The following is a 22,225-nucleotide window of genomic DNA, read 5'->3' on the forward strand; positions in this document are numbered from 1 at the left end:
TGAGTGTTACCGGCCTCTCATACAACGGCATGCATCACCCACTTTCTCGCCGTGCGCCAGCGCCGGCCTTGTTTGAGGAATCTCCGATGGAAAAGCAATACGTCCTTGCGATCGATCAAGGCACCACCAGCTCACGCGCGATGTTGTTCGACCGCCAGGGCAAGGTGGCCGGTGTGGCGCAGCGCGAGTTCGGCCAGATCTTTCCGCAGCCGGGCTGGGTGGAACATAACCCGCGCGAGATCATGACCAGCGTCTACACCACCATCACCGAGCTGCTCAACAACGCGCAGATCGATGCGCGTTCGATCGCCGGTATCGGCATCACCAACCAGCGCGAAACTGCAGTGGTGTGGGACAAGGCCACCGGCCAGCCGATCTACAACGCCATCGTGTGGCAATCGCGGCAGACCAAGGACATCTGTACGCAGCTCAAGGAAGCCGGGCACGAGCAGATGGTGCGCGACAAGACCGGCTTGCTGATCGATGCGTATTTTTCCGGCACCAAGGTCAAATGGATTCTCGATCATGTGGAAGGCGCACGTGAGCGGGCGCAGAAAGGCGAGCTGGCCTTCGGCACCATCGACAGCTGGCTGATCTGGAACCTCACCGGCGGCAAGGTGCATGTCACCGACTACACCAATGCCTCGCGCACGCTGATGTACAACATCCACACGCTGGAGTGGGACGCCGAGCTGCTGGCGATGCTCGACGTGCCCGCGGCAATGCTGCCGGAGGTGCGCTCGTCCAGCGAAATCTACGGCATGACCCAGACCCAGTATTTCTACGGCGAGCAGGTGCCCATCGCGGGCATCGCCGGCGACCAGCAGGCCGCGTTGTTCGGCCAGGCCTGCTTCGAGCCGGGCATGGCCAAGAACACCTATGGCACCGGCTGCTTTGCATTGATGAACACCGGCGAGAAGGCGGTCGCCTCCAAGGCCGGGTTGCTGACCACCATCGCCTGGGGCATCGACGGCAAGGTCGAATATGCGCTGGAAGGCTCGATCTTCGTTGCCGGCTCGGTGGTGCAATGGCTGCGCGACGGCCTGCGCATGCTGGGCAAGGCCAGCGACTCGCAGGCCTATGCCGAGCGCGCCGGCGACAACGACGGCGTGTATCTGGTGCCGGCCTTCGTCGGCCTGGGCGCGCCGTATTGGCGTAGCGATATCCGCGGCGCGGTGTTCGGGCTGACCCGCGGCACCACCAAGGAACACTTCGTGCGTGCGGCGGTGGAATCGATGGCGTATCAGACCCGCGACGTACTCACTGCAATGCAGGCCGATTCGGGCATCGAGCTGAAAGAGCTGCGTGCCGACGGCGGCGCGATCGCCAACGACTTCATGGCGCAGTTCCAGAGCGACATTCTCAACGTACCGGTGCTGCGTCCGGAAGTATCCGAAACCACCGCGCTCGGCGCGGCCTATCTGGCAGGGCTGGCGACCGGCTTCTGGAGCAGCCGCGAAGAGATCGCCAAGCAGTGGGCAGTGGATCGCCGGTTCGAGCCGAACATGGCCGACGACAAGCGCGAACAACTGTATGCCGGCTGGCAGCAGGCGGTGGAAGCCACGATGGGCTTCCGCATCAGCTAAACACTGCCACCGAAACGACTGCGCCCACCATCCGGTGGGCGCAACGTTAGGTTAGCAACTCGCGTGAGTTACGCACTGCAGGGCTACACGCTGCTGCCCTGCAGTGTCGCATCCAGCCCTGCAGTGCCGCAGCACTTACTGGCCGCCGGTATTGGCGCGGCCGGCAATCGTGTCCGGATCCCAATGTTCCTTGATCAGGCCTTTTTCGATGCGGAACATGTCGAACCAGGTGGTGGTGTAGGTCTTGCTCGGATCACGCGGATCCGGCAGCGTGCGCACCGACACCAGCGTGACCAGATCACGATCTGCGGTGATGGCCACCAGCGGCAACTGCACGCGTTCCTGCACCGGCGTCGGCGGCACGAAGGCGGTCAGAAATGCAATGAAGGCGTCGCGCCCGTTGGCCACATTCGGGTTGTGCTGAATGTAGTTCTTGTCCATGTACATCGGCGCGTACTGCACCTGACCGGCTTCGAACACGGTGCGCCAGAAATCGTAGACCAGGCGCTTGTTGGCGGTTTCGAACCAGGTGGAACCGACCAGCATCTTCTGGTGGTTGGGATTGGCGGTCACTGCGGTCTGCGCGAACGCAGCCACGGGCGCCACCAGCATGACCAGTAACAAAGCGCGGGAGAACAGCTTATTCATGGAGTACTCCTGGGTGGAGACGGGCACTGCGCTCGCTGCAGACAGCAGCACGATGCTCCGCTGATTGGGGGAATGACGCGCCCTTGCACACAGCGATTTCTACGCGTCACCAGCAGCCTACCGGCCGCGCTCGCTCACCCGCTAGCCGCCTTAAAGTGCACCAGGGCACTTCTGAAATGGGTGGTGAGCAAAACATCACCATTCAATGTGATGCGCGTCATGTCATCAGGCGCGGCGAACGCATGCCGGTAGCGTTTCGGCGTGTGAGCGTGGGTGCTGCGTAGGACGCACAACGCACTAATCCGTGCCGATTCCGAGCAACAAGAATACTTGCCTGACGGCCGCGCAGCGGTGGGTCGATCGCCCTGGTCAGGTCACTCGTCAGGCAACTCCACCAACGGCAGGCCGGCATAGTTTTCTGCCACCGTGGCGCGACCGGCCTCGCTGCTCAGCAGATAATCCAGCTCGGCCGCGCGGATGCGTGCAGTAAATGCATCTTCGTCGTCGAAGGTGTGCAGCAAGGTGGTCATCCACCATGAAAACCGCTCGGCCTTCCAGACCCGTTGCAGCGCGAGCGCCGAATACTGCTGCAGCACGCCGGCATCGCCGGATGTGTTCCAGCGTTCGAACAACTGTGCGAGCAGGCCGACATCGGCCAGCGCCAGGTTTAAACCCTTCGCGCCAGTCGGCGGCACGATATGCGCCGCGTCGCCGGCCAGAAACAGGCGACCGTACTGCATCGGTTCGGCAACAAAACTGCGCAACGGCGCAATGCTCTTTTCGATCGATGGGCCGGTCACCAGTTGCGTGGCCAAGGTGTCTGGCAGCCGCGCACGCAATTCATTCCAGAATGCCTGGTCGCTCCAGGCCTCCACACGCGCATCGGCAGGCACCTGCACGTAATAGCGTGAGCGTGTGGGCGAGCGCATCGAACACAACGCAAACCCGCGTGGGTGACGTGCGTAGATCAGCTCATCGTGCACTGGCGGTGTGTCGGCAAGCACGCCCAGCCATCCGAACGGATACACGCGCTCGAACAGGCGCAGTCGCTCGGGCGGAATGCTGGCGCGGCTGATGCCATGGAAGCCGTCGCAGCCAACGATATAGTCGCAGGCGATACGCTGGCGTTGGCCATCATGGGTGAATTCCACTGCGGGCGCATTGCTTTGTACCTCGCACAGGGTGACGTCCTGGGCGTTGTAATAGGTCGGCGCAGCGCTACGCGCACGTGCCTGCATCAGATCGGCGGTAACCTCGGTCTGGCCGTAGACGGTGACGCCACGCCCGCAGCCGCGCAGCAGGTCGATGCGCTCACGCTGGCCATCCAGCGACAGTTCGAAGCCGTGATGCAGCAAGCCTTCGCGCTGCAGGCGCTCGCCGACGCCTGCGCGCTGCAGCAGCTCCACACTGCCCTGCTCCAGCACGCCGGCGCGAATGCGGCCGAGCACGTGCTCCGGTGTCTGCCGTTCGATAATGACGGTATCGATGCCGGCGCGCAGCAACAGCTCGCCAAGCAACAGGCCGGAGGGACCTGCGCCGATGATCGCAATCTGGGTTCGCATGCAATGCTCCTGCCTCAGCGGGCTGATGCAGGCCAGTGTCGGTAGCCAAGCGTGCGCTTTGAAGGGATGATTGCGTGCAGTGCTTAGACTTTTCGACGATGCCGACACGCGCGCCCGATATTGCTGCAGCCACCCACGTTCCCGCCTTCGGCATGTACGGCGAGCACGACGCCGACGCGCCGGAGTTATTGCACTGGGAGTCGATCGCCGCACGTAGCCGGTTGCACGATTGGCATATCGTGCCGCACCGCCACGAAGACCTGGCGCAGCTGCTCTACGTGCAGCGCGGGCCGGCAACGCTGCAGCTGGATGGCCGCAGCCAGCGCGTGCGCGGCGCAACCGTGGTGTGGCTGCCGCCGTTATGCGTGCACGGCTTCGGATTCGATCCACAGGTGCGCGGGCACATCATCACCTTGTGCATGCCGTTGGTACGCAGTGCACTCAGTGCCACACCACTGCTGCAGCGCGCATTGGCGGCGCCTTTGGTGCTGCAGGTCAATCAAGCACGCGGATTGCTCGACGTGTTGTTCGCCACCATTGCCGATGATCACGCACGCCAGCGCATCGGCCACGAGGCCGCGTTGCAGGCGGCTGCGGCGCAGCTGTTGATCTGGACGGCGCGCACGGCACTGGAACGCGCACAAGATGCAGCTGCGGTAAGCCCGCAGGCCGATCCGGCATTGCGCCATCTACGTGGCTACCAGGCCCTGATCGACCAGCACTATCGCGCGCATTGGCCGATCTCCCGCTACGCCGATCAATTGGGACTGACCCCGGGCCATCTCAACGCACTGTGCCAGCGACTGGCAGGTGCTTCGGCATTACGCTTGCTGCAGCGCCGGATCATGCTGGAAGCACGCCGCAGCCTGCGCTACACCAGCCTGAGCGTGCAACAGATCGCGGCCAGCCTTGGATTTTTCGACGCTGCGTATTTCAGCCGCTACTTCGCCCGCCACACCGGCTGCTCGCCTACGCGCTTCCGTGCTGGCGATTAAGAGCGGCTGATCTGCGGGTTGGCTGCAGGGCCCTTGCCCGCCCACCATCGCAGGACACGCCGCAAGTACGTCCATGTAGGCTCTTACGCGGCATCCATGCCGCGTAAGGTCCCGCGACGGTGGGCGGGCAAGGACCAGTCGAGAGTGTCGGTGTGCAGGGTTGCAAACAATGCATGACGTGCTTCTGATTTGCTAGCTATCGTGTCGTTCTGCGACCCGCACCAGCAAGGACACGCTACTTGTGGGGCCCTCAGCTTTTTACCCAGCGACCGACCAACATTCTGGTGCGGTGTCCTCACCGCTTGCGGGACCGTGTGGCGGCATGGATGCCGCCACCGAGCCCCCAGGGATGGGTTCACGGCGTGTCCCGCGAGCGGTGAGGGCACCGCGCCCTCGACTAACCATGCTTTCGGCTGCATCAAAACGACGCCAGGAATACATCAAAACAACGAAGTCAGGTGCAACCAACAGGCTGCAGCCATCAATGCAGCGTTAGAGAGGTTTTGTCAGCAACTCCAAGTCGGTTGCGCTACGCAGATCAGAATGGGTACTGCGGCACCGTGTTCTTGATCGTCAGCCACTGCCAATGCGTGTACTGCTCCCAATCAGCCGGGCCGCCGACGCTGGTGCCATTGCCCGACGCACCGGTGCCGCCGAACGGATTGATGACTTCGTCCACCACCGTCTGGTCGTTGATATGCAGCGAGCCGATGTACAGTTGCTCACCCAGGTTCATCGCACGCGACACCGATGCCGACATGATGCCTGCAGCCAACCCATACTCGCCGTAGTTGGCCAGTTCCGCCGCTTCGTCGTCGGTATCGAACACGGTGATGTTGATCACCGGGCCGAACACCTCTTCGTCGAATGCGCGCATGCCCGGGCGCACATTGGACAACACGGTCGGCGCATAGAACAAGCCTTCGTTTGTCGCGCCGGCTTCGACCACCGCACCGGCAGCGACACTGTCGCGCACGATATCGATCACGCGTTGCAGCTGGCGTTGGTCGATGATCGGGCCAAGCGCCACGGTGCCGCTGACCGGATCGCCGACCGGTAGATGACGGGCTTTTTCGGCCAGCCGCTGCGTCAATGCCTCGGCCACACTGCGCTGTACCAGCACCCGGCCGGTGGCCATGCAGATCTGGCCTTGATGCATGTAGGCGCCAAACGCGATTGCCGATGCGGCCTTGTCCAGATCGGCGTCGTCGAGCACGATCACCGCGTTGTTGCCGCCCAGTTCCAGCGCAACCTTCTTCAAGTGCCGCCCTGCAATCTCGCCGATGCGTCGGCCGGCAGCGGTGGAACCGGTAAAGGCAATCATCGGCACATCCGGCGATTCGACCAGCGCCTGACCGATCTGCGCGTCGCCATGCAGCACATGCAGCAAGCCCTTTGGCAGACCGGCTTCTTCCAGCACCTGCGCGATGATCACGCCGCCGGTATACGGCGTGCGCGGATCGGGCTTGAGCACTACCGCATTGCCCATCGCCAGCGCCGGTGCGACCGAACGCAGCGACAGGATCAACGGGAAGTTGAACGGCGAAATCACCGCAATCACGCCCAACGGCAGATGCCGCGCCAGGCTGAGCTGCCCGGCACCGGTCGGTAGTACCTGGCCCACGGCCTGCAGCGGCAGCGCCGCAGCCTGCTGATAGAACACCACCGACTCATTCACTTCGCGCTGGGCCTTGGGCAAGATGCCGCCGGTTTCGCGCGCAATCAGCAGCGCGGCTTCTGCACTGCGCGCTTCCATCAGCTGCGCGGCACGGTGAAATATCGCAGCGCGCTCACGCGGCGCGGTGGCGGCCCACGCACGCTGCGCGTGTTTGGCTTTCGCCACCGCAGCTGCAACATCGGACAGATCGGCCTTGCTCACTTCATGCAATCCGTTGCCAGTGGCAGGCTCGTAGATCTGCAAGGTACCGCCGTTACCGGGCACCCAATCGCCATTGAAAATGCAGCCGTGCCACGCCGGGGTGGTGGGCGCGGATACTGCAACGTTGGGGAGAGCATTCATGGTCTAGCCTCCTGCTGTGGGGTGGAGTTACAGAGTGGTCGACGCCAGCCCGCCATCAACCGGCAGCGTGATGCCGTTGATCCAGCGCGCAGCATCGGACGCAAGAAACACGATGGCATCGGCCACTTCATCGGCATACGCCGGGCGGGTCATGCGCTTGGCATCTTCCTTGACGCGCTCTTCGCCAAGCATGGCGGCAAAGTCGCCCAAAATCGGCGTGAAAACCGGCCCTGGCGAGACGTTGTTGACGCGCACGCCACGCTCGGCAAACCAGGGCCGCGATTGCAGCAACGTCCACACGATCAGCGCTTCCTTGAAGTACTGGTAGCAGGTGTCGTGTGCCACCGGATGTTCCGCCAACCATGCGCTGCCGGCAGCAAAGCTGTCGGTGGCGGCCAGTTGCTTGTGCAGGTCCAGCCGCTGTGGCCATTCGGCGCCCAGAATCGAGGCAACGTTGATGATGCTGCCGCCCGGCACGATACGCGGCAGCAAGGCCTGGCTGAGATGACGCAGGCCCAGATAGTTGACGCGTGCCACCAGCTCAAGCGGTGCGGTGCCGGGGACGCCGGCCACGTTGGCCAGCGCGTCGATATGCTCCGGCAAGGCCTTCACCAGCGCATCGATGGAGGCCGGGTCGCCGAGGTCGGCCTGGTGAAACCCATGCAGCGTCATCTGCACCGGTGTGCGGTCGATGCCGATCACGGTGGCGCCATGAAACCGCGCCAGCCGCGCGACTTCTGCACCGATACCCGAGGCCACACCGGTGACCACGATCGTCTTGTTCTGCAAATTCATTGCCACTCTCCGAAGAGGCCGGCCACGCCGGCACTAGAACACATGGACGTACTGCAGGTTGACGTTGTTGCCGGAGGCGGCGTTCTTCACTTCCACCGGTAGATAGAGATTGGCGAACACGATGTTGCTGGCATCCAGCCGCCATGAGCCGCCTGGTCCGGCGTAGAACACGCTTTGACGCGTGTCTGCAACGCGCTGCCCATTGGTGCGGTTATCGCGGAACTGAGTGAGGTAATACGCATTCACGCCCAGATGGATATCCGGTGCCACTTCCCAGGAGGTGGCGAAGTTGATCCAGCCCGCATCGCCTGCCTGCCCATCGCGGAATTCGAAGCCGGGCGGCAGATTCGGACGACGCTCGCTGCGAAAGTTGTAGATGTAATTCAGGCGCGCACTGATTTCCCAGCTCGGCGTCGGCAGCCAGGTCAATGCGTAGTTCGGCACCACCGACCAATAGCCTGCACTTTGATTGAGGTCGCGGTCGCGATCGAACTTGCCGATCGGTGCGATGGCATCGATCTCGAAACGCTGTGAAAACACCGGCCTGCCATCGCGTATCACCGGCAGCATCTGCAGATACGGCCCGAACGTCAGATCGCCCACGCCTGCGCCGTTATCGCGCAGTGTGGCGACGCTGTTGCGGCCGAACGAGGCATCCAGGTTGATCAGCGGAACCAGCGTATTGATGCCCAGTGCGCCGCCAAAGAGCTTGTAGGGCGTGACATAGGCGATCTGCGTCAGCAACAGGGTGGAATCGATGCGCGGATTATCGAACACCGGTACATCGTTGCCACGCGCGTCCTTGATCGCATCCAGCGAACTCTGACGCAGATAGGTGATCACCGCCCAACCCGGCGTGGTGCGCGTGAACCCGTCGAAGAAGCTGGTGCCGCCGGTGTTGATGCCATTGGTCAGCGTTGCACTCTGCGGCACGCCCTGCGCAAACGCAGGCCCGGCTGCCAGCAGCGACATCACCCCGAGCAGGACACTGCACTGCAGTAACCCACGCCAACCCACCTGGCGCACAACCGATAAATAACTCACTGCGAACATCTCCAACGTTGAGAGGAAAACAGCGGTAGATAGGACGTGGCAACGGTCAGGCAGGCGCGATCGCCGCGCCGCTCACGGCACGTGCGATGGTCAAGTTGGTGGGACGGTACTGCCTAGCACTGGCTCGGCAGTGGCGGATCACTGCGTGTCGAGACGATCCAGCCGGTCGAGTGCGCGCAGCAACGGCGCTTCGCTGCTGCCAAGCACCGCGCTGAGTTGCTGTTCCATGCGCAGCACCTCGGCTTCGGCATCGGTCAGCAAGGCCACGCCGGCAGCGGTCAGCGACAGATGCTGCATGCGCCGGTCCTGGCGTCCACGCACCTGCCGCAGCAGGCGGCGCTTGACCAGCCGCGCCACCACGATCGCCAGATTGGGAGGCGACACGTGCAGCACATCGCCGATCTGGCGCTGGTTGATGCCCGGGTTGCCGTCCACCAGCATCAGCAGCGAAAAATCCACCGGCTTGAGGTCGAACGCCGCCACGCAGTCCTGAAACATCCGCCGCACCAGCAGTTCGGTGCGGGTGATGCGGTAGCCCAGCAACCGCAGCAGGCGCGCCTGGTCCACCGTGGTGACGGCATCGGGCAGCAGTGCGGCATTGGCAGTGACGGACATGACGGTTCTCGCAACGATGGCAGCGGGCGGACCGGTGCGCGCAACACTCCCCGCCCGCAACGCCGATCCGCGGCGTGAGCTGCATTGTAGACGTGGCCGGGGGTACCGATGCGGGCGTGTGCGTTGCCGATGCTGCCCGTTGCTGCCTGCAGACCCGTGCAGCCGGCCAGCAGCCGGCGGGCGCCAGCGCATGGCAGCCGCGTGCGACAGCTGCAACACGTAGGGAACGGCGGTGATCCAGGCACGGCGTGGGCATGAAATCCGGGGCGGCATTGATTGCGTTCCGGAATAGTTATGGATCATAACTACATTGCCAAGCTGCAGCGCAGCATGGTCGCGCTCGCCAGCGTGTTCACGCGGTGCAGCCGCTTACGGCAGCCAGAGTTTTTCGAGATCGCGAAAGCCCCAGTCGGTGGGGCTTTCCATCTGGGCGATGCGATCCTGGCAGTCCGGCCGCGACAGATCGATGTCCTGCACCAGCACGTGGCTGCGCAGCTTGGCCGAATAGAACACGCGCACCTTGGGCTTGAGCAGCGCATCGGGCGTCTGCTCGATCACCACCGCCAGTTTCTGCGACTCCAGCCGCACCAGCGAACCGACCGGATAAATACCCAGCCGCCGCACGAATGCCTGAAACACCGCCGGGTCGAAATGCCCCTGCCACGATGCCATGCGCTTGAGCGATTCGGCCGGATCCCAGGCCCGTTTATACGGGCGATCCGAGCTGATGGCGTCGTACACATCGCACACCGCACCCATCCGCGACATCAACGAGATGTTCTCGCCCGCCAGCTGATTCGGATAACCGCTGCCGTCCATCTTCTCGTGATGATGCAGCGCGATCTCCAGCACCACCGCGTTCTGCACACCGCCGGCCATCAGCAGGCGATGCCCATCCAGCGGATGCTGGCGCATGACCTCCATTTCCTCGTCGGTGAGCTTGCCGGGCTTGTTGAGAATGTCCAGCGGCGTCACCGCCTTGCCCATGTCGTGCAGCAGGCCGCCCATTGCCGCTTCCACCACCTGCGCCTCGGGCAAGCCGAGCTGACGCGCCAGCCCGCTCATCAGGCCGGCCACGGCCATCGAATGCAGATAGGTGTAGTCGTCGGCAGTCTTGAGCCGCGCCACGCTGATCAAGGCCTGCGGATGCCGCAGCACCGAATCGTTGATGGCCTGCACCAGCGGCATCGCCGCCTCGGTGTCGACGGTGCGGCCAAGCCGCACATCGCGGAACATTGCCTCGACCATGTCGCGGCCGTCTTCGAAGATCTTGCGGGCACGTACCACTTCGGACTCGATGCCGACCTGTGCGGTGACGCTGTTGGTGCGCGCGGTGCGGGAGGTGCCTGCAGGCTTGGGCGGCTCCGATGGCTCCGGCAGTTCCGGTTCGGGCGCTGCATCCGCTGCTGCGTGCGCTGCGGCCGGCGTTTCCAGATCCAACCCACGCGCGGTATCGATCACCAACTGCTCGATGCGGCTGCCATGGATCTTGTCCACATCATCGGAGTCGACCAGAAACGAGGTCTTCCAGAACGGGTGGTGCACCCACGCGCCCAGCAGCTTGTAGACATACATGCCGGGGCGGAGTTGATCTGAGTCGATGGTTCTGAGCATGCCGGCGCTGGTCTGTTTGAAATCCGCGGAAGAGCCCGCCACGGGGATGGGGGGTCTGACGAGTTATCGGCAGTGCAGTGGATTTCTTTGGCGCGGTCGACTCCGCTAGCGGCACCCGGCTGACGCAGCGTGAGCGGTTCAGCGAGGGGGCAGACGCATGCTCAGCACGGCCGCCGCAGCCAGCAGCAGAGGCAAGCTGCAGGCCAGGTAGAGCGTGGCCGGCGACCACCTTGCATCCACCAGCACGCCCACGCACAGCGGCGAGGCAATCGCGCCGAAGCGGCCCACGCCGATCGCCCAGCCCATGCCGGTGGAGCGCACCGCCGCCGTGAAGACCACTGGCGCTACCGCATACAGGCCGGCAATGGCGGCAAACATGGCCGCACCGGTCAACAGCGCGATCACGAACGCCCAGCTCAACACCGTGCTGTAGAGCCCGAACGCAAGCATGGCCAGCGCCGACAACAGCAGCGCCCCGGCCGTCAGCCGCGACAACCGCGCACGCGTCGCCAGCCAGCTGAACATCCCACCGCCAGCGATGCCGCCCAGATTCAACAGCACCCCGCCAGTGACGCCCTGCTCCGCCGACAGCCCGGCCACCACCAGCAGCTTTGGTGTCCAGCTGAGCACGAAGTAGAACGCGAACATCAGCAGGAAGAACGCCAGCGCGATCAGCAGCGACTGCCGCCGCAAGCCAGGCACGAACAGGGCCGCGTAGCCCTGCGCATCATCGGCAACCTGTGGCGGCGGCAATGGCAATTCCGCACGCGGCGGCATGCCCATGCGGGCCAGCACCGCGTTGAAGCGTGCAGATGCGCCGGGCGGGCGACGGGCGATCAGAAATTCCAGCGATTCGGGCAGCCAGGCCAGCACCAATGGCACGCACAGCAGCGAGCCGGCCGCACCAAGCAGGAACACCGCGTGCCACGACCATTGCTGCAGCAACAACGCCGCGATCACACCGCCCAGGGTCGCACCGATCGGGTAGCCAGTGGCCTGCAGCGCCAATGCGGTGCTGCGCCAATGCGCGGTGGAGTATTCGGCGGCGATCACCGCAACGCAGGCCAGCATGCCGCCGATCCCGATACCGGTGAACGCGCGCAGCGCACCGAGCTGCCACGCGCTGCTGGCCAAGGCCGAGGCGCCCATGCCGACGGTCAATATCGCCAGGCACACCAGGATCATCGCCCGACGCCCGATGCGGTCGGCCAACGGCGCCAGCAACAACGACCCCACCGCCATGCCGACCAGGCCGGCACTGAACAACACGCCGAGCAACTTGCCCGACAACTGCCACTGCGCCGACACATGCGGCGCGGTGAAGGCCATCGCCATCACATCGAAGCCGTCGAGCATGGTGAGCAGCACGCACACCGCCACCGCTCTCCACTGGAAGGGCGTCATCCGCTGCAGCACGAAGCTTGCGGGTGTTGCTGCGCTATGCGGCATGCGTAAATCCTGTGATGGAGATGGGTGATTGCTGCAGTACGCCAACCTGCATGCAGGTCGCCCGAGGGCGCCGCACAGTTGCGGCGCAGATCGAACTCATGGATGCAGCCGACGCGGTTACACGAATCAGCAGTTTCGACGACATGTCGCGTTGCGATGCAGTGGCAAACCAACACCGCTGCAACAGTGCGTGGCCACGCTAGGCCGATCGCAGGCAGCGTTCAAGACGACTGCCTGCACTGGTGTGCGCTTATCGGACAGGCCGGCACGTCGCTTCGTTTCGAAGCTCACGCGTTCGTTGCTGGTGACTGCAATCAAGCGCCTGCGTCGTGTGCATCGCATGCACTACAAAAGGGAGGCGTAGCCACTCTGTCTTTGCAGCCTTGATGGCTTCGATGCGCAGCCACCGTGTCGTGCATGACCGCAGCCACGCGGCACACCCAACACGCGCAGCCTGTTCCGCACACCCGCAGACGGCCAGTTATCATGCAAGCAGTGCATGCATTGGGCGGCACGCTGATTTGCCGGAGAGTGCCGTGACCCCGATTCGCTCGTTCCTGGACCACACCCCGCAGCTGGGCGCACGCGTCTATATCGACCCCGCCTGCACCATCATCGGCAAGGTGAGCCTGGGCGATGACGTCTCGGTCTGGCCGGGCACGGTGATTCGCGGCGACGTCAATCATGTGCAGATCGGCGCCCGCACCAACGTGCAGGACGGCACCATCATCCACGTCAGTCACCATAGCCCGTTCAACAAGGCCGGCTATCCCACCGTGATCGGCGAAGACGTCACCGTTGGCCACGGCACCATCCTGCATGCCTGCACCATCGAAGACCTGTGCCTGATCGGCATGGGCGCCTGCGTGCTCGACGGCGCCACCGTCAAACGCTACGGATTCGTCGGTGCCGGTGCGGTGGTCGGCCCGGGCAAGGTCGTTGGCGAAGGCGAACTGTGGCTGGGCAATCCCGCGCGCCTGGCACGCACGCTCAGCGACAAGGAAATCGAAAGCCTGCATTACTCCGCACAACATTATGTGCGGCTCAAGGATCAGTATCTGGGTGTGCCCACCGGCGATTGATTGAGGGTCTGCGAGGCGGGCTCGCGCCTGGCGTTGACGCACCGGTTCAAGGCTGGGTCGCACGCTCCAAGGTCGTCAGCATCGTCAACGCCTGCTCGCGCGAAGCGCCGCACATCTCCAGCGATGGCCGCAGGCTGCCGCATACCGCCGGGCGCTGCGGCGAGCCGAACAAGCGGCAGCCCAGCTGCGCATCCAGCTGCACGCACGCCACCCCGGCCGGCTTGCCATCGGGCATGCCGGGAATCGGCGAGCTGATCGAGGGCGCGATGCAGCAGGCAGCGCAGCCCAGGCGGCAGGAAAGCGTGGAAGACATCGGCACAGTGTAGCGGCGCGGCGCAAGTGCGGCGCTGGCAAAAAACCACATTTGCCGAGCAACCTAACCGGAACGCCGCCAGCCGGGCGCGCTGCCCGTGCACTCCACTTGCGTTGAAACCAGCCCACTGCAGCCTGATCGCCCGGCAGCGTGCACGCTGCAATGACGGCCGCGCCGAACAGCTGCGTGCTAACGTGCCAGATCACCGGAACGCGCCGCGACGGTTGCAGCAGCAACAGTTGTGACGCGCTCTAATTGCCAGCCACCGCTCGCCAATCAGCCGTCGAATTCGCCATGCCCGAGTACCGCTCCAAGACCTCCACCCACGGCCGCAATATGGCCGGCGCCCGCGCACTGTGGCGCGCCACCGGCATGCGCGATGGCGACTTCCACAAGCCCATCATCGCCATCGCCAATTCCTTCACCCAGTTCGTGCCCGGGCATGTGCACCTGAAGGATCTCGGTCAGCTGGTCGCGCGCGAGATCGAGCGCGTCGGCGGCGTGGCCAAGGAATTCGACACCATCGCCGTGGACGACGGCATCGCCATGGGCCACGACGGCATGCTGTATTCGTTGCCCAGCCGCGAGATCATCGCCGACTCGGTCGAGTACATGGTCAACGCGCATTGCGCCGACGCGCTGGTGTGCATTTCCAATTGCGACAAGATCACCCCCGGCATGTTGATGGCCGCGCTGCGGCTCAATATTCCCACCGTGTTCGTCTCCGGCGGCCCGATGGAAGCCGGCAAGACCAAGTTGTCCGAACATAAACTCGATCTGATCGATGCGATGGTGATCGCCGCCGACGACAGCGCCTCCGATGAAAAGGTGGCCGAGTTCGAACGCAGCGCCTGCCCCACCTGCGGCTCGTGCTCGGGCATGTTCACCGCCAACTCGATGAACTGCCTGACCGAAGCGCTAGGCCTGTCGTTGCCGGGCAACGGCACCGTAGTGGCCACGCACGCCGACCGCGAGCAGCTGTTTCTGCGCGCCGGACGCGTGGCGGTGGAGCTGTGCCATCGCTGGTACGGCGGCGAAGATCCCACCGCCCTGCCGCGCGGCATCGCCACCTTTGAAGCCTTCGAAAACGCGATGACCCTGGATATCGCCATGGGCGGCTCGACCAACACCATCCTGCATCTGCTCGCTGCCGCGCAGGAAGGCGAAGTGCCGTTCGGCATGCGCGATATCGACCGCCTGTCCAAGCGCGTGCCGCAGCTGTGCAAGGTCGCGCCGAACACGCCGAAGTACCACATCGAAGACGTGCATCGCGCCGGCGGCATCATGGCCATCCTCGGCGAGTTGGCACGTGGCGGCCTGCTGCATACCAACGCGGCCACGGTGCACGCACGCACGCTGGCCGACGCCATCGCGCAGTGGGATGTCACCCAGACCGACGCGGAAACAGTGCACACGTTCTACAAGGCCGGCCCAGCCGGCATCCCCACGCAGATTGCCTTCAGCCAAGCCACGCGCTGGGACAGCCTGGATACCGATCGCAGCGAAGGCTGCATCCGCGATGTCGCACACGCGTTCTCACAGGAAGGTGGCCTGGCCGTGCTGTACGGCAATATCGCCCGCGACGGCTGCGTGGTGAAGACCGCAGGCGTGGACGAATCCATCCACGTGTTCGAGGGCAATGCCCGCGTCTACGAAAGCCAGGATTCGGCGGTCAAAGGCATCCTCGCCGACGAAGTGAAGGCAGGCGATATCGTGGTGATCCGCTACGAAGGCCCCAAGGGCGGCCCCGGCATGCAGGAAATGCTCTACCCCACCAGCTATCTCAAATCCAAGGGCCTGGGCAAGCAATGCGCCCTGCTCACCGACGGCCGCTTCTCCGGCGGCACCTCGGGCCTGTCGATCGGCCACGCCTCCCCGGAAGCCGCCGCAGGCGGCGCGATCGGCCTGGTACGCGACGGCGACAAGATCCTGATCGACATTCCTAACCGCTCGATCAACCTGCTGATCTCGGACGAGGAACTTGCTCTTCGTCGCGCAGAGCAGGATGCCAAGGGCTGGAAGCCGGTGGAAGTGCGTCCGCGCAAGGTCACCACGGCGTTGAAGGCGTATGCGTTGCTGGCGACCAGCGCGGATAAGGGTGCGGTGCGCGACAAGGCACTGCTGGACGGCTGAGCTGTTGCAGCGTTGCACCGGCCGCGGTACCTGTCGCCGCATGCGTGAAACGCACCGGCAGCGGAGCGGCGCTTGCGAGCCAAAGCGGCAAGCGCCTATCGCCGGCATGGCAGCCTCACTCGTCGCCAACCACGCGGCCGAGCCCATCCAGCGGACTGCGTACCGCAGACGCACCGCAGCCCAGGACATGCGTATAGATCTGCGTGGTGGCCACGTCCTTGTGACCCAACAGCTCCTGCACCGTGCGGATGTCGTGGCCATCCTCCAGCAGATGGGTGGCGAACGAATGCCGCAACGTGTGGCAGGTGGCAGATTTGGCGATGCCGGCACGCCGTCGCGCCACTTGCACCGCACGCTGCAGGACTTCCTCGGACACGTGATGGCGACCGACCCGGCCACTGCGCGGATCGCGCGACTGGCGCGCAGACGGAAACAGGTATTGCCACCCCGGCTCGGCGTCGGCATTGGGATACTTGCGTGCCAGTGCATGCGGCAGGAAGACCCGTCCGGTACCGGCCGCCAGATCGGCGGCATGCACCACCAACGCCCGTTCGCGTTGCCGTTGCAGCGCCTCACGCAGGCTGAGCGGTAGCGGCACCCGGCGGTCCTTGCCGCCTTTGCCATCGCGCACCACGATCTCGCCGCGCGCGGCGTCCACGTCCTTGATGCGCAGCCGCAGGCACTCCATCAACCGCATTCCGCTGCCATACAACAGGCTGGCCATCAACCAACACGGACCCTCCAGCACTGCCAGCAGCCGTGCAACTTCCGCGCGCGCGAGCACGACCGGAATGCGCCTCGGTCGCTTGGCGCGCACCAGGTTTTCCATCCACGGCAGCTCGATGCGCAAAACCTCGCGATAGAGAAACAACAGCGCCGCCAACGCCTGGTTCTGCGTGCCCGCAGACACCTGCCCATCAGTAGCCAGCCGGGTGAGAAACGCCTCGACCTCCGCCTGCCCCATCTGCGCCGGATGGCGCTTGCCGCTGGCCAGGATAAACGCCGGATCCAACTGATATACGCCTGCTCGGTGCGCAGGCTGTAGTGCTTTACACGCAGGCGGTCGCGCACCTGATCGAGCAGCCGGACCGGTGGACACGCTGTTACGCCCTCGTTTTTGTAGGTGTATTTCATACTCCTGCGTCCTTGCTGGATAACGCAACAAGCATCCGCATGGTCGCGCCCGCTTACTATCGTGCGATCCCTTGACTGGGGATAAGAGTTACCCCATTCACAAAGCGCTCGCGATCGAAGATACTCGCCACAACACCGCGTTTCGGCGGTCCAATAGTAGTTAGGCCGTGGTGGAGCAAATGCATTGGTGGTCGCCGCTTCGGTGAGTTCGCAGGCATGCATGCGGTTGGCTCCGGACAGCAGTCATCACCGTTGCTGGTAGCGGTAAGTTCGGTGCTTCGCCTTGGCATGCCGTTCCCGCGCTGCGCTCGTTGCGGTTGGCTTCGGTGACACCACGCGCCACTGCATCGCTGGGCAAGCTCCATCCCGCAAGCTGTGGCACACTCGGTCCAGGCGGCAGTGCTGGGGAGCATGGTTGCACCATCCAACCTTCGCGGCCACTCACTGCCTAACAACTCATTCAAGCCGAAGTTGCTTCGCAACTCGGCTTAATTCAAGCGTTAGGCCGTGGTGGAGCAAATGCGTTGGTGGTTGCCGCTTCTGTGAGTTCACAGGCGTGCATGCGCTTGGTTCCGGACAGCAGTCATCACCGTTGCTGGTTGCGGTAAGTTTGGTACTTCGCTTTGGTACGTCGTTCCCGCGCTGCGCTCGTTACAGTTGGCTTCGGTGGCATCACGCGCCGCTGCATCGCTGGGCAAGCTCCCTCCCGCAAGCTGTGGCACACTCGGTCCAGGCGGCAGTGCTGGGGAGCATGGTTGCACCACCCAACCTTTGCGGCCACTTACTGCCTAACAACTCATTCAAGCCGAAGCCACTTCGTGGCTCGGCTTAATTCAAGCGTTAGGCATCAGAAGGAGACTTATTTGTGCTGAAAGGGATCGTGCTGTTTGCTCTGGGGGTTCTCATCGGCGGCGTGGCCTCATTGGCAATCACCAATGCGAAGTGGGACGAGGATCAGAGATTTCGCATCACTTCTTACCGAGAAATCAATGACAAGTACAACGCGCTTTCTGCAGAGAGCCACGCAAGGCCAAGAAGAGATGAGTCTCTCGCCAACAATAGCTACGATAGGAGATCCATTAAATCTTGCATGCTTAACTCCACAATTCGCAGCCAAGCAATCGAGATGCATCTTGCAAACCGCGCGATGAGCGATGTGGAGAAGGGCTTGTTTCAGCCATTGGTACCTGTAGTCTTGAGTTCAAAAGAGAAGAGCAACCAGTCTCGCAGAATCGACCTCACACAAGAGGCAATCAAGCTTGATGATGAGTGTCTTGACCAAGCTAGAATTCGGCACAATCCTTGATAGCAAGGACACGAGCTGATGCCTAACAATTCATTCAAGCCGACGCCGCTTCGCGGCGCGGCTTAACTCAGCCGTTAGGCACAGGGAGAGAACGATTGGAAATCATTGCAGCCATTGTGGTCGCGGCCATTGCGATTACCATAATTAGGCTTCCCGCAAGAATGCTCGGTGAGCATTTGTATGAGCGAGGAGTTCGAGATCAATCCAAGTGGAGGCGCGACCTTGGAGCTGCAATTTATGCTCATAGCCTTAGATTCACTATTGCACTTGTCGGCCTACTCGTAATCCTCTTGCCGCAGCTCATATTTGGCGTCAGCCTATTGGACATCTAGGATCCCGGCCGAGATGCGATCAATGCCTAACAACTAAATCAATCCGAACCTGCTTCGCAGGTCGGCTTATCTCGTGCGTTAGGCGGCAGTTCCAGCTTCATCTCGATCCATTACAAACAGGGGAATACATATGTTGAGGGGAAAATTTGTTGCGGTGTTGGCGGCCATTCTGCTGGCTTCCGGTTGCGCTTCGGTTCCTATGGCGCCTGCATCTCAAGATGCAGAGCTAAAGACTTTCGCACCACCGCCTGCGGGAAAGGCTGGCGTTTACATGTACAGGAATAGTTTTGTGGGTCAAGCGCTCAAAAAAGACATCTACATGGATGGCAAGCGGCTTGGGGAAAGCGCTAACAAAACCTACTTCTACAATCAGGTCGACCCTGGCGAGCACACAGTGTCAACGGAGTCCGAGTTTAGCGATAATGATTTCAAGTTCACGGTTCAATCAGGAATGAACTACTTCATCCGCCAATACATCAAAATGGGTGTTTTCGTGGGCGGGGCAAATGTCGAGCTGGTTTCCGAAGAAGAGGGGAAAAAAGGTGTTTTAGCGTCCGGCCTCGCTAAATAGAAAATAGAAGGCTGATACATACTGATTGCCGCCTAACAATTCATTCAAGCCGAACTTGCTTCGTTACAGCAACAACATGGCAAATAAAGCTTTTCATGTTGTTGCCTCCACTGCGCAACTCGGCTTAATTCAGGCGTTAGGCCCGTAAAAGCAGAATGCCGCAGACGGAAACTGATCCGTCTGCGGCATTGTTAGTATCACTCTTCGGCAATGATTGTGATGCCGCGTTCAGTCACTTGCACTTGTGCTTTTTGGCCTACGGAAAATCCTGCCGCTTGCAACCAATCTCCGCTCAAACGCAAGAACGGTACCTGCCTCGGCCAGGTCCGGCGCTCTACATCTTTGTGCTTGCTTTCGTAGACCTGATAGCCAACGGTTAAAAAACGTAGTTCCGGCTGCGCAGTCTTTCTCTTTACGGCCATAGTGGTGCTCCTAGCGGATTGTTGAGTTACGCCCCTGTTGAGAGGGCGACCGAGTACTTCAACACCGCCGCTAGACGGCCCCCAGCTTTCCCCGGCAAGCCGGGTCTTGTATGACTGGACGCTACTCGGCCATAGAAACTATGGGCGCAAAAGAAAACGCGTTTCAGTCGCGGGCACTGCTAGCGGAAGGTATGTTGAGTACCTTCGGGCAATCTAGCGCTCTACCGGCTTGCGGTCAACTCGCAGGCAGTGGCCTAACAATTCGTTCAAGCCGAGCCTGCATCGTGGCAGCGCCAGCGTGCTTTACGCTACGCTAGCACGCAGTCGCCGCCCCGCTGCGGGGGGGGGCTTAACTCAGGCGTTAGGCATAAGGGGAGAGTTCTATGCGCATCGTTGTTTTTGCCATTACTGCTTTGGCTCTACTCGCAGGCTGCGACAAGCTCCAGCAACAACAAGAAGCCTCATTTGAGATCCGTGACTTCTCAACAAAAGAGGAAACAACCAAGGCCACCGAATATTCAAAGGAATGGAATGAATTCAAATCTACTGGAACGGTGGTCGCTCAAGGCATTCCCGCAGATCGGGCTGTGATTGCAATCTTCGAGTACAAAGACATTAGCGACAGCCCTAACCCAGAGTCACAGTACACAATGGCTCTTGTCCGCGGTGGGACGGGAAAAGTTGAAACTGCAAAAAGCAAATACGGTGAGATCAGCAAGCGCCCCAACTACCAATGGAGCGTGCTTGGGTGGCACGACATGAAGCCTGCAAGCGTCAAGGTCGTCAATTGAGGCTAGTCTGGCCTTATGTCTAACAATTCGTTCAAGCCGAGCCCAAATCGTGGCAGCGCCTTCGTCCCTACGCTACGCTAGCACGCAGTCGCCGCCCCGCTTCGGGCCGGCTTAACTTAGGCGTTAGGCATCATGACTATCGACATCGACAAACTGACCGAGGCAGAGCTCATCGACCTCAATCATCGAATTGTTGAGAGACTTCGCTTTATGCAGCATGCGCGAGCTCACGCAACTATGCTCCGCTTCAGCATTGGTGATCGCGTCACGTTTGAGCCGGACATACGAGGCCCGGTTTATGGCGTTATCGTTCGCTACAACAAAAAATCGGTCTCCGTGCTCACGGATGACGGTCGGCGTTGGACTGTAGCGCCTGGTCTTCTCCGTCCAGCATCAATAAAGGGCACTAAGCATTCGTCTTCTAGTAACGTTGTCGCTTTGCCCCGCAAGCCGCACAATGAAGCCTAACAATTCATTCAAGCCGACGCTGCTTCGCGGCCCGGCTTAACTCAGGCGTTGGGCCACACGTAGGGAATATGGCTACTACGCACAATCCATTTCTGTTAGTAGCTGGCGGTCTGAACGCGCTCGCTGCACTGCTGCATCTCGGCTGCATCGCTGCCGGTCCAGCGGGGTACCGTCTCCTCGGCGCTGGCGACGGCATGGCTCAAATGGCATCCGCCGGGCACTGGTACCCGACAGTAGTTACATTGATTATCGTCAGCATTCTGTTGGTGTGGGCCCTTTATGCCTTATCAGGCGCAGGTCTTGTTCGCCGACTCCCTCTACTCCGCTGGGTTCTACTAGCCATTACCGGTGTTTACCTGCTGCGCGGTCTTTTCTTCGTACCTCTCATGGCACACTTCCCGGGCAACAGCATGACATTCTGGTACGCCAGCTCAGCCATCTGTCTGGCCTTTGGCATTGTTCATGCCGTCGGTCTTCGGCAATCCTGGTCGCGCCTGTAAACGGGTGCGGTCTAACAATTCATTCAAGCCGAAGCCACTTCGCTGCTCAGCTTTTACATTGATCGTGTAGGTGCTTGCTCAACCGTCTCCTGCTGCGACCGCTGCGCATCCAAGGCCTGAGACTGGCGGACGCTTTCCTGCAGTGGAGGCACGGCCTCAGACAGATCCACCTTGGCCCGGAAGCCCGGCGTCTGGCCAAGAATAAAGATGCTTCCTTGGTGTAGGGTCACGCTCTGCAGCTGATCGTCACGAAGGATGCCCGCGCGCTTGGCTTCGACGGTGGCGTGCATTGCAACTTCATCAGAGGTGCCCTCTGGTAGCTTGCTGTGAATCGATCGATACAGAGGGTCGTTTGAGACCATCGCAGGGGCAGGCGCAACGCAGCGCTCCAACTGTCGACTCCCCGCAATTCAATGCCAGCTAAAACTAGAGGTCTGCGGTTGATGTTGCTCACGGAACTCGGCGGGTGTTAGCCCGCCCAGGCTGTCGTGCGGTATCTGTTGGTTGTAGTCGGCCAGCCACTGTTCGGTCTGTTCACGGACCTCGCTCAGCGTGCGGAAGATGTGCATGTCCAGCACGCCGCGCCGGTAGCTGCCGTTGAAGCGTTCGATGAAACCGTTTTGCATCGGGCGCCCCGGCTCGATGAAGTCCAAGGCGATGCCTTTGCGCTCGGCCCACTCGGCCAAGGCCAATGCGACAAACTCCGGGCCATTGTCCAAGCGAAGTTTGCCGGGGTAGCCGCGCCAGGCCGCGATGCGTTCCAAGGTGCGGATGACGCGGGCGGCCGGAAGATTCAAGTCCACTTCGATCGCCAAGGCTTCCCGACTGAAATCGTC

Annotated in this window: 20 protein-coding genes and 2 pseudogenes; 9 read left to right on the plus strand and 13 right to left on the minus strand. The window is 62.1% G+C overall.

What is annotated here, in order from left to right; genetic code table 11:
* Window positions 1–86 precede the first annotated feature (86 nt).
* Complete coding sequence (gene glpK / locus XcyCFBP4188_RS18170; RefSeq protein WP_104592572.1) at window positions 87–1,586, plus strand: glycerol kinase GlpK; 1,500 nt, start codon at window positions 87–89, stop codon at window positions 1,584–1,586.
* A gap of 135 nt (window positions 1,587–1,721) precedes the next feature.
* Here glpK and XcyCFBP4188_RS18175 read toward each other — a convergent pair whose 3' ends face one another.
* Together XcyCFBP4188_RS18175 and pobA are read right to left on the minus strand one after the other, a co-directional pair.
* Window positions 1,722–2,234, minus strand: coding sequence for a nuclear transport factor 2 family protein (locus tag XcyCFBP4188_RS18175; RefSeq protein ID WP_043907893.1), 513 nt, complete (start codon window positions 2,232–2,234; stop codon window positions 1,722–1,724).
* A gap of 374 nt (window positions 2,235–2,608) precedes the next feature.
* The gene (pobA, locus tag XcyCFBP4188_RS18180; protein WP_006449585.1) at window positions 2,609–3,796 is read right to left on the minus strand and encodes a 4-hydroxybenzoate 3-monooxygenase; all 1,188 of its coding nucleotides are present in this window, start codon (window positions 3,794–3,796) and stop codon (window positions 2,609–2,611) included.
* A gap of 98 nt (window positions 3,797–3,894) precedes the next feature.
* Here pobA and XcyCFBP4188_RS18185 point away from each other — a divergent pair, with 98 nt between their 5' ends.
* Window positions 3,895–4,791 (plus strand): helix-turn-helix domain-containing protein, encoded by an 897-nt coding sequence (locus XcyCFBP4188_RS18185; RefSeq protein ID WP_104592573.1) that lies wholly within the window; start codon window positions 3,895–3,897, stop codon window positions 4,789–4,791.
* 538 nt (window positions 4,792–5,329) lie between these two features.
* On the opposite strand, the gene XcyCFBP4188_RS18195 is transcribed toward XcyCFBP4188_RS18185, so the two are convergent.
* The 6 genes from XcyCFBP4188_RS18195 to XcyCFBP4188_RS18220 form a co-directional block, all read right to left on the minus strand.
* Complete coding sequence (locus tag XcyCFBP4188_RS18195) at window positions 5,330–6,811, minus strand: benzaldehyde dehydrogenase (protein WP_104592574.1); 1,482 nt, start codon at window positions 6,809–6,811, stop codon at window positions 5,330–5,332.
* A gap of 27 nt (window positions 6,812–6,838) precedes the next feature.
* A complete protein-coding gene (locus XcyCFBP4188_RS18200) occupies window positions 6,839–7,606 on the minus strand; it encodes a coniferyl-alcohol dehydrogenase (RefSeq protein ID WP_006451711.1) in 768 nt (255 codons plus the stop codon).
* Window positions 7,607–7,639: 33 nt separating this feature from the next.
* Complete coding sequence (locus XcyCFBP4188_RS18205) at window positions 7,640–8,659, minus strand: SphA family protein (protein ID WP_006451710.1); 1,020 nt, start codon at window positions 8,657–8,659, stop codon at window positions 7,640–7,642.
* A gap of 138 nt (window positions 8,660–8,797) precedes the next feature.
* A complete protein-coding gene (locus XcyCFBP4188_RS18210) occupies window positions 8,798–9,274 on the minus strand; it encodes a MarR family winged helix-turn-helix transcriptional regulator (protein ID WP_006451709.1) in 477 nt (158 codons plus the stop codon).
* A gap of 369 nt (window positions 9,275–9,643) precedes the next feature.
* Window positions 9,644–10,888: an HD-GYP domain-containing protein gene (locus XcyCFBP4188_RS18215; protein ID WP_104592581.1), complete on the minus strand. Its 1,245-nt coding sequence runs from the start codon at window positions 10,886–10,888 to the stop codon at window positions 9,644–9,646.
* 138 nt (window positions 10,889–11,026) lie between these two features.
* Window positions 11,027–12,337: an MFS transporter gene (locus XcyCFBP4188_RS18220; protein WP_043909821.1), complete on the minus strand. Its 1,311-nt coding sequence runs from the start codon at window positions 12,335–12,337 to the stop codon at window positions 11,027–11,029.
* A 536-nt stretch (window positions 12,338–12,873) separates the two neighbouring features.
* Here XcyCFBP4188_RS18220 and XcyCFBP4188_RS18225 point away from each other — a divergent pair.
* Window positions 12,874–13,419 (plus strand): gamma carbonic anhydrase family protein, encoded by a 546-nt coding sequence (locus XcyCFBP4188_RS18225; protein WP_043909818.1) that lies wholly within the window; start codon window positions 12,874–12,876, stop codon window positions 13,417–13,419.
* 46 nt (window positions 13,420–13,465) lie between these two features.
* On the opposite strand, the gene XcyCFBP4188_RS18230 is transcribed toward XcyCFBP4188_RS18225, so the two are convergent.
* A complete protein-coding gene (locus tag XcyCFBP4188_RS18230) occupies window positions 13,466–13,732 on the minus strand; it encodes a YkgJ family cysteine cluster protein (RefSeq protein WP_046933061.1) in 267 nt (88 codons plus the stop codon).
* Window positions 13,733–14,026: 294 nt separating this feature from the next.
* Between XcyCFBP4188_RS18230 and ilvD the strand changes: the two genes are divergently transcribed.
* Window positions 14,027–15,865 carry a dihydroxy-acid dehydratase gene (ilvD, locus tag XcyCFBP4188_RS18235; RefSeq protein ID WP_104592575.1) on the plus strand — a complete coding sequence of 613 codons (1,839 nt, stop codon included), beginning with the start codon at window positions 14,027–14,029 and terminating at the stop codon, window positions 15,863–15,865.
* Between the two features lie 115 nt (window positions 15,866–15,980).
* Here ilvD and XcyCFBP4188_RS18240 read toward each other — a convergent pair.
* Window positions 15,981–16,999: pseudogene (locus tag XcyCFBP4188_RS18240) on the minus strand (integron integrase).
* An 865-nt stretch (window positions 17,000–17,864) separates the two neighbouring features.
* On the opposite strand from XcyCFBP4188_RS18240, the gene XcyCFBP4188_RS18255 reads away from it, so the two are divergent.
* Both XcyCFBP4188_RS18255 and XcyCFBP4188_RS18260 read left to right on the plus strand, forming a co-directional pair.
* Window positions 17,865–18,305 carry a hypothetical protein gene (locus tag XcyCFBP4188_RS18255; protein WP_104592577.1) on the plus strand — a complete coding sequence of 147 codons (441 nt, stop codon included), beginning with the start codon at window positions 17,865–17,867 and terminating at the stop codon, window positions 18,303–18,305.
* Between the two features lie 462 nt (window positions 18,306–18,767).
* Window positions 18,768–19,208, plus strand: coding sequence for a DUF2846 domain-containing protein (locus XcyCFBP4188_RS18260; protein ID WP_006451699.1), 441 nt, complete (start codon window positions 18,768–18,770; stop codon window positions 19,206–19,208).
* A gap of 197 nt (window positions 19,209–19,405) precedes the next feature.
* On the opposite strand, the gene XcyCFBP4188_RS18265 is transcribed toward XcyCFBP4188_RS18260, so the two are convergent.
* Window positions 19,406–19,630, minus strand: a complete 225-nt coding sequence (locus tag XcyCFBP4188_RS18265; RefSeq protein ID WP_006451698.1) for a SymE family type I addiction module toxin — start codon at window positions 19,628–19,630, stop codon at window positions 19,406–19,408.
* Window positions 19,631–20,013: 383 nt separating this feature from the next.
* On the opposite strand from XcyCFBP4188_RS18265, the gene XcyCFBP4188_RS18270 reads away from it, so the two are divergent.
* The 3 genes from XcyCFBP4188_RS18270 (at window position 20,014) to XcyCFBP4188_RS18280 (ending at window position 21,389) form a co-directional block, all read left to right on the plus strand.
* The gene (locus tag XcyCFBP4188_RS18270) at window positions 20,014–20,421 is read left to right on the plus strand and encodes a hypothetical protein (protein ID WP_006451697.1); all 408 of its coding nucleotides are present in this window, start codon (window positions 20,014–20,016) and stop codon (window positions 20,419–20,421) included.
* Between the two features lie 132 nt (window positions 20,422–20,553).
* Entirely contained in the window at window positions 20,554–20,889 is a 336-nt protein-coding gene (locus tag XcyCFBP4188_RS18275; protein ID WP_080949636.1) for a hypothetical protein, read from the plus strand.
* A gap of 68 nt (window positions 20,890–20,957) precedes the next feature.
* The gene (locus tag XcyCFBP4188_RS18280) at window positions 20,958–21,389 is read left to right on the plus strand and encodes a hypothetical protein (RefSeq protein WP_104592578.1); all 432 of its coding nucleotides are present in this window, start codon (window positions 20,958–20,960) and stop codon (window positions 21,387–21,389) included.
* Window positions 21,390–21,442: 53 nt separating this feature from the next.
* On the opposite strand, the pseudogene XcyCFBP4188_RS18285 reads toward XcyCFBP4188_RS18280, so the two are convergent.
* A pseudogene (locus XcyCFBP4188_RS18285) lies at window positions 21,443–21,763 on the minus strand (hypothetical protein); the annotation flags it as partial.
* 36 nt (window positions 21,764–21,799) lie between these two features.
* Window positions 21,800–22,225, minus strand: a 426-nt coding sequence (locus tag XcyCFBP4188_RS18290) for an integrase core domain-containing protein (RefSeq protein ID WP_146094066.1), incomplete at its 5' end; no start/stop codon positions are given.

It is taken from the genome of Xanthomonas hortorum pv. cynarae (genome assembly GCF_002939985.1).
GTDB lineage: Bacteria > Pseudomonadota > Gammaproteobacteria > Xanthomonadales > Xanthomonadaceae > Xanthomonas > Xanthomonas hortorum_D.

What these genes read in the sequence shown, in the direction of transcription:
- glpK (WP_104592572.1), top strand. Translation starts at nt 87, where the DNA reads ATGGAAAAGCAATACGTCCTTGCGATCGATCAAGGCACCACCAGCTCA.
- XcyCFBP4188_RS18175 (WP_043907893.1), bottom strand. Translation starts at nt 2,234, where the DNA reads ATGAATAAGCTGTTCTCCCGCGCTTTGTTACTGGTCATGCTGGTGGCG.
- pobA (WP_006449585.1), bottom strand. Translation starts at nt 3,796, where the DNA reads ATGCGAACCCAGATTGCGATCATCGGCGCAGGTCCCTCCGGCCTGTTG.
- XcyCFBP4188_RS18185 (WP_104592573.1), top strand. Translation starts at nt 3,895, where the DNA reads ATGCCGACACGCGCGCCCGATATTGCTGCAGCCACCCACGTTCCCGCC.
- XcyCFBP4188_RS18195 (WP_104592574.1), bottom strand. Translation starts at nt 6,811, where the DNA reads ATGAATGCTCTCCCCAACGTTGCAGTATCCGCGCCCACCACCCCGGCG.
- XcyCFBP4188_RS18200 (WP_006451711.1), bottom strand. Translation starts at nt 7,606, where the DNA reads ATGAATTTGCAGAACAAGACGATCGTGGTCACCGGTGTGGCCTCGGGT.
- XcyCFBP4188_RS18205 (WP_006451710.1), bottom strand. Translation starts at nt 8,659, where the DNA reads ATGTTCGCAGTGAGTTATTTATCGGTTGTGCGCCAGGTGGGTTGGCGT.
- XcyCFBP4188_RS18210 (WP_006451709.1), bottom strand. Translation starts at nt 9,274, where the DNA reads ATGTCCGTCACTGCCAATGCCGCACTGCTGCCCGATGCCGTCACCACG.
- XcyCFBP4188_RS18215 (WP_104592581.1), bottom strand. Translation starts at nt 10,888, where the DNA reads ATGCTCAGAACCATCGACTCAGATCAACTCCGCCCCGGCATGTATGTC.
- XcyCFBP4188_RS18220 (WP_043909821.1), bottom strand. Translation starts at nt 12,337, where the DNA reads ATGCCGCATAGCGCAGCAACACCCGCAAGCTTCGTGCTGCAGCGGATG.
- XcyCFBP4188_RS18230 (WP_046933061.1), bottom strand. Translation starts at nt 13,732, where the DNA reads ATGTCTTCCACGCTTTCCTGCCGCCTGGGCTGCGCTGCCTGCTGCATC.
- ilvD (WP_104592575.1), top strand. Translation starts at nt 14,027, where the DNA reads ATGCCCGAGTACCGCTCCAAGACCTCCACCCACGGCCGCAATATGGCC.
- XcyCFBP4188_RS18260 (WP_006451699.1), top strand. Translation starts at nt 18,768, where the DNA reads ATGTTGAGGGGAAAATTTGTTGCGGTGTTGGCGGCCATTCTGCTGGCT.
- XcyCFBP4188_RS18265 (WP_006451698.1), bottom strand. Translation starts at nt 19,630, where the DNA reads ATGGCCGTAAAGAGAAAGACTGCGCAGCCGGAACTACGTTTTTTAACC.
- XcyCFBP4188_RS18270 (WP_006451697.1), top strand. Translation starts at nt 20,014, where the DNA reads ATGCGCATCGTTGTTTTTGCCATTACTGCTTTGGCTCTACTCGCAGGC.
- XcyCFBP4188_RS18275 (WP_080949636.1), top strand. Translation starts at nt 20,554, where the DNA reads ATGACTATCGACATCGACAAACTGACCGAGGCAGAGCTCATCGACCTC.
- XcyCFBP4188_RS18280 (WP_104592578.1), top strand. Translation starts at nt 20,958, where the DNA reads ATGGCTACTACGCACAATCCATTTCTGTTAGTAGCTGGCGGTCTGAAC.